General features: G+C 76.0%; 2 protein-coding genes. Both read left to right on the forward strand.

The genetic code is table 11. From position 1 onward, the window contains the following. Nucleotides 1-114: 114 nt before the first annotated feature. Entirely contained in the window at nt 115-2,406 is a 2,292-nt protein-coding gene (locus O3W51_RS46760; protein WP_269290107.1) for an ATP-binding cassette domain-containing protein, read from the forward strand. Nucleotide 2,407: 1 nt separating this feature from the next. Then, on the forward strand, nt 2,408-5,650 hold a 3,243-nt coding region (locus tag O3W51_RS46765; protein ID WP_269290108.1), incomplete at its 3' end, for a type 2 lanthipeptide synthetase LanM.

Consider the following 5,650-nt stretch of genomic DNA (forward strand, 5'->3'; position numbering starts at 1 on the left):
ACTGGCCGCGGTGCCGGGCCGCTACCGGACGCTGCTGTCCGAGGCCGGTGGCCAGGACGCCACCGCCGCCGCCCCGGTCGCATCGACCCCGAACCGTCCTGTTCAGGAGCAGTCATGACGCCCACTCAGCAGGCGGAGCGCAGCCGCGCCGCCGACGCGACGGCCGCACTGAACGCGACGGCGGCGGCCAACCGCGCGACCCTCGCGGCCGCGCTCGACGGGCTCGGCCCGGCGGCCCGCCGCCCGAGCGGGGAGGCCCGCGCGGTGGCCGTCCCACCGCCGGACGCCGCCGCCCACGCACTCGCCGTGCTCGCGGCCCTCGGCCCCGCCCTGGGGATCGAGGTGCCGGCCCAACTGCCCGCCTCGGTGCGCACTGCCCGCGACCCGCTGATCGCCCTGCTGCGGCGGCTGGGCGTGCGCTGGCGGCAGGTCACCCTCCCGGCCGCCAAGGCGCCCAAGGGCGCAAAGAGTCCGGACGGCGACGACGTTCACGGTGATCCCGGTGGCACCGCCGGTGCGATGATCGCGTGCGCCTCCGACGTCGGCCGCCCGCTCGCCCTCGTGCCGCGCGGCCGGGGCCCTCTGGTGCACGATCCGGCGGCCCGGGACACCGGCGGGGCCCGGCGCCGGCCGGCGGGACCCGCCTGCTCACGCCAGGCGCTGCTGCTCTACCGGCCGCTGCCGCCCGGCACCCCGACCCCCGGGTCATTGCTGCGCTTCGCGCTCGGCGCCCCCGGCACCCGGCGCGACCTGGTGGTCCTCGCGGGCGCCGGTCTGCTCACCGCCGTTCTGACGCTGCTCGTGCCACTGAGCGCCGGTCTGCTCGTGCCGCGGCTGCTGGCCGCCGACCGCCACCCGCTGCGCTGGCTGGCGCTGCTGCTCGGCGCGGCCTCGGCGGCGGGACTCCTGCTCCTGCTGGTCCGCAACACCGCCGCCGTGCGGCTCACCGGACGCATCCAGGCGGCGCTGGAACCGGCCGTCTGGGACCGGCTGCTCACCCATGACGCCCGGTTCTTCCGGGACTTCTCCACCGGCGACCTCGTGCACCGGGCCAACGCCGTCGCCGAGGCCCGGCAGGCACTGTCGGAAGTGCTGGTCTCCGCGGTACTGGGAGCGTTCTTCTCGCTGTCGGGACTTCTGCTGCTGCTCACCGTGGATCTGCGGCTCGGCGGTGTGCTGCTGGCCGCCGCCGTCGCCGCCGTCACCGTCCTGCTCCTGCTGGGACGGCGCAGGCAACGGTACGAATCCGAGGTGTACGCGCTGCACGGCCGGCTGCACGGAGTGCTGTACGGGCTGCTGCTGGGCATCGACAAGCTCCAGACGGCGGGGCGCGAGATCCAGGCCTTCGCCCGCTGGGCCGGGCCCTTCGCCCGGCAGAAGCGCGCCGACGCCGCCGCGATGCGCACCGACGCCGCATCGGGCGCCGTCACCGCCGCTCTGCAACCGCTGCTGCTCGCCGTGCTGCTGGCGGCGACAGCCGCCGGGGGCGCCGGGGGCGTCTCCGCAGGGCATCTGATGGCAGCCGGTATCGCGGCCGGACAGGTGGCGCTGGCACTCGGCCAGCTCACCCACGCGGCGGCCACCGCGTACGGCATCGCGCCGGTGCTGGACCGGCTGCGGCCGGTGCTCGCGGCGCCCGCCGTCCCCGCCTCGGGACCGCACCGCCGCGACCCCGGGGTGCTGGGCGGCGCGGTCGCCCTCGAAGAGGTGACCTTCCGCTACCCGGGCGCTGCGGTGCCGGCTCTGGACCGTGTCAGCCTGCGGGCCGAGGAGGGCGAGTTCGTCGCCGTCGTCGGAGCGTCCGGCGCCGGCAAGTCCACACTGATCCGGCTGATCCTGGGGTTCGACATCCCCGAGTCCGGAACCGTGCGGCATGACGGACAGGACCTCGCCGCCCTCGATCTGCGCCTGGTGCGCGGACAGTTGGGCACCGTCCTGCAGAACGGGCGGACGCTGCGCGGCAACCTGCTGGAGAACCTGGCGGGCACCGACCCCGACGTCACCGAGGACGACGTCTGGGCCGCCGCGGAACAAGCCGGCATCGCCGCCGAACTCCGGGCCCTGCCGCTCGGCCTGGGCACTCGCATCGGTGAGGACGCGCAGGGTTTCTCGGGTGGTCAGATCCAGCGCATCCTGCTCGCCCGCGCGCTGGTCAGACGCCCCGCCGTGCTGCTGCTCGACGAGGCGACATCCGCCCTCGACAACGCCACCCAGGCCCACGTCGCCGACGCCGTGGCCGCCCTCGACCGCACCCGCATCGTCATCGCCCACCGGCTCAGCACCATCCGCCGGGCCGACCGCATCCACGTCATGGACGCCGGGCGGGTCACCGCCTCGGGGACCTACGACGAACTGCTCGACCACGACCCCCTGTTCACCCGCCTCGTCCGACCCCAGGAGATCTGAGATGACGCTCGACCTGCAGGCCTGGCTCACCACCCCCGCCGTGCCGGGAACGGCCGCCGGGTCCCCGGCGGGCGACGGCACGCTCCTGCCCGGCGTCCCCCGCGGTGACGACCGGCTGCGTGCCGTGATCGCCCTGGCCGCCTCCTTCCCGGAGCGCGCCGCGGCCTCGACCACCGCCGACGGGACACCGGACGGGGCCGGACCACCCGTCTTCGCCGCCGCCGAGGACGAACAGCACAGCCGTTCCACCGCCGTCGCGGGCTGGCTGCGGCGGGCGGCGGGCGACCCGGCGTCGGCCGGGGTGCTGCTCGACCACCTGGCGGCCACCGGCCGTGAACTCGGCGACGGGCTGCGGCCGGTCGCGCTGCGCGACCCGTCCGTCGTCCCGGACTGGGCGCACGCCCTCATCGGCTTCCTGCGCGCCCAGCCCGCCGCCCCCACCGCCGAGACCGTCGCACCGGGTGCGATCACCGCGTCCTTCCGCACCGCCGCCGGAGCCCTGCTGCCCTACGACCTCACGGGAGCCGCGGACACCGCGTCCGTGCTCGGTGTCCAGGTGCTCGACTCCGCGCGGGCCGACCTGGCGGAGACCCTGGTGCGGCGGCTGACCGAGGCGCTGGACCTGCCGATGCGCTACGAGGTCCAGTCGTCGTCCGCGCACCCCGGCGGTGGTGACTGGGACGCGCAGGGCGGCCCCGACGCCTCGCAGGAGGGCTGGCTGGCCCGGCTGGAACGGCTGCCCGCGCTCGCCTTCCTCGTCGGCACCGCCTGCCGCCACTGGCAGCACGTCTACACCGAGATGTTCGCCCGGCTCGCCTCCGACCGGGAACTGCTGCGCACCCGCCTCTGGGACGGCGCCGACCCGGGCGCGCTGGCCGCGGTGCACGGTGACGCGGGCGACCGCCACGCGGGCGGCCGGTCCGTCGCGCTGCTGCACTTCGCGGACGGCCAAGGCGTCGTCTACAAGCCGAAGGACCTGCGGCACGCCACGGCCTACATGGACCTGGTCCGTGACCTCAACGCCGCGGGCCTGTCACCCGAACTCCACGTCCGCACCGTGCTGGTGCGCAGCGACCACAGCGCACCGGACGACGGCGCCGCGACCGGCCCCGCCGCCGATCCGGCGACCGAGCACGAGCCCGACCACGGCGACGCCTACGGCTGGGAGGAGCTCGTTCCCGCGCTGCCCTGCACCGACCGGGAGGGCTTCGCCCGCTTCTACCGCCGGCTCGGGATGACCGTCCGGCTGGTGCAGCTGCTCGAAGGCCGCGACCTGTGGTCCGACAACCTGCTGGCCAGCGGCGAGTATCCGGTCATCACCGATCTGGAGTGCCTGCTCTACCCGCGGGTCCAGACCCCGCCGGCGCTGCCCGCGGGCCAGGGTGGACTGCTGGACGTACTGGAGTCGACCGTCGTGCGCACGGCCATGGCCGTGCAGCCGTGGGTGCCGTCCAAGGACCGCCCGGTGGTGGACATCGGCTGCCTCTCCCGCGCCGATGACCTGGAGATCGAACCCGGCAAGCCCGCCCTGCCACTGCCGCCGTACCGGCCGGTGCACGGCGGCGAGAAGGCCGACCCGTGGGAGTACGCGGACGAGGTCGTCGCGGGCTACCGCGACATGCACCGCACACTCGCCGGGATGCGGGACCGGCTGGCGTCCCCCGACGGCCCGCTGGCCGGCTTCAAGGGCGTCTGGGTGCGCTACATCTGGCGGCACACCTGGGACGGCTACAAGATCCTGCGCACCTCGACCAGCCCGCTCGCGCTCTCCGACGGCGCCACCCGCGAGACCGTGATCGCCGGCGCCCTGCGCGGCGCCGTGGCCGCCCGCGCCGGCGACAGCGCACGCGGCGACCTGCTGGAGGTGGTGCTCAGCGAACTCGACTCCTACCGCGTCCTGGACATCCCGTTCTTCCGCTCGCTGACCACGTCGTCCTCGGTGTTCACCGCCCAGGGCCACGAGATCCCCGGTCACTTCCAGAGCACCGCCTGGGACCGGCTGCACGCCCGCATCACCGAACTCGACCGCTTCGACCTGGATCTGCACACCGCGGTCCTCTCCGGCTGCATCGACGCGGCACGGTCCGGGACGCAGCTCCCGCCGGCCACCACCGCCTCCCGGGGACCGGCCTCGCTCTCCGTACCGACGTCCGGTGAACTCCTCGACCACGCCGTGCGGCTGGGCGACCGGATGCTCGCCGACCGGCAGCGCACCGCCGCGGGCGGCGGCTGGATCGGGCTGAGCTGGTACCCGGCCACCGGGCTGCGCCAGGTCGAGGTGCTCAGCGGCGTCGACCTCGTCACCAGCGGTGTCGGCGTGGCGCTGTTCCTTGCCGAACTGTGGTCGGCGACCGGGTCGCCGCGCTTCCGGCAGGCGGCGCACGAGACGCTGTGGGCCGCGGCTTCCCTCATCGACCCGCGCCACCCGGCCTCCTTCGGCTTCGCCCGCGACACCCGGCTGGCCTCGGGGGTCCCGGTGCCCGGCGGTCTCGCCGGACCCGGCTCCCTCATCCACGCCCTGGCCCGCGGCGCCGAAACCCTCGCCGAGCCCGCCTTCCTCGACGTGGCGCGGGCACTGGTCCCCGGAGCGGCGGCCCTCGCGGCGGCGCCCGCCGGCCGGTCCTCGGCCCGCGACGCCGACCGGCTCCCGTACCAGGACAGCCCGTTGGGCGCGGCCGGGCTGCTGCTGAACCTGCTGCGGCTGCGCCGCGCCACAGGCGCCGGAACGACGGGCGTCGCCACCGACGCCGACGCGGCGATCCGCGACCTCGCCGAGGCCGCTCGCCGGGAACTGGCGGGCGACGCCCCGGCCGGCCGCTTCACCACCCCGGCGACCTTCCTCGACCTGGTGCCGACCGGCGCCGACAGCATTGCCGCGGCCCTCGCCCGTACCGTCGCGGAGGCGCCCGGCCTGCTGGCCGATCCCGACGCCGCCCGCGCGCTGCTGCGCGCGCACCGGTTCACGACGACCGCCCGCGGCGGACGGCTGGCCTGCCTGGACACCGCCGTCTCGCTGGGCACCGGCGCCGTCCACCCCGGCGACCTCGCCTGGCTCACCCCGCCCGTCACCGCCGCCGAGATCGCGGCGCTCGGCACCCGCGAACTGGTCGCCGCAGCGGGCGAGGCACTGACCTCGGCCGAGGCCGGCCTGCTGCACACCCTGGACGACGACCTCGCCGGCAGCACCGCCGAGACCCTGGTGCCGGGACCGTTCTTCGACGGCCGGGAAGCGGCCGGCGTCCTC

Origin of the sequence: Streptomyces sp. H39-C1 (assembly GCF_027158125.1) — a bacterium.
Taxonomy (GTDB): Bacteria; Actinomycetota; Actinomycetes; order Streptomycetales; family Streptomycetaceae; genus Actinacidiphila; species Actinacidiphila fildesensis.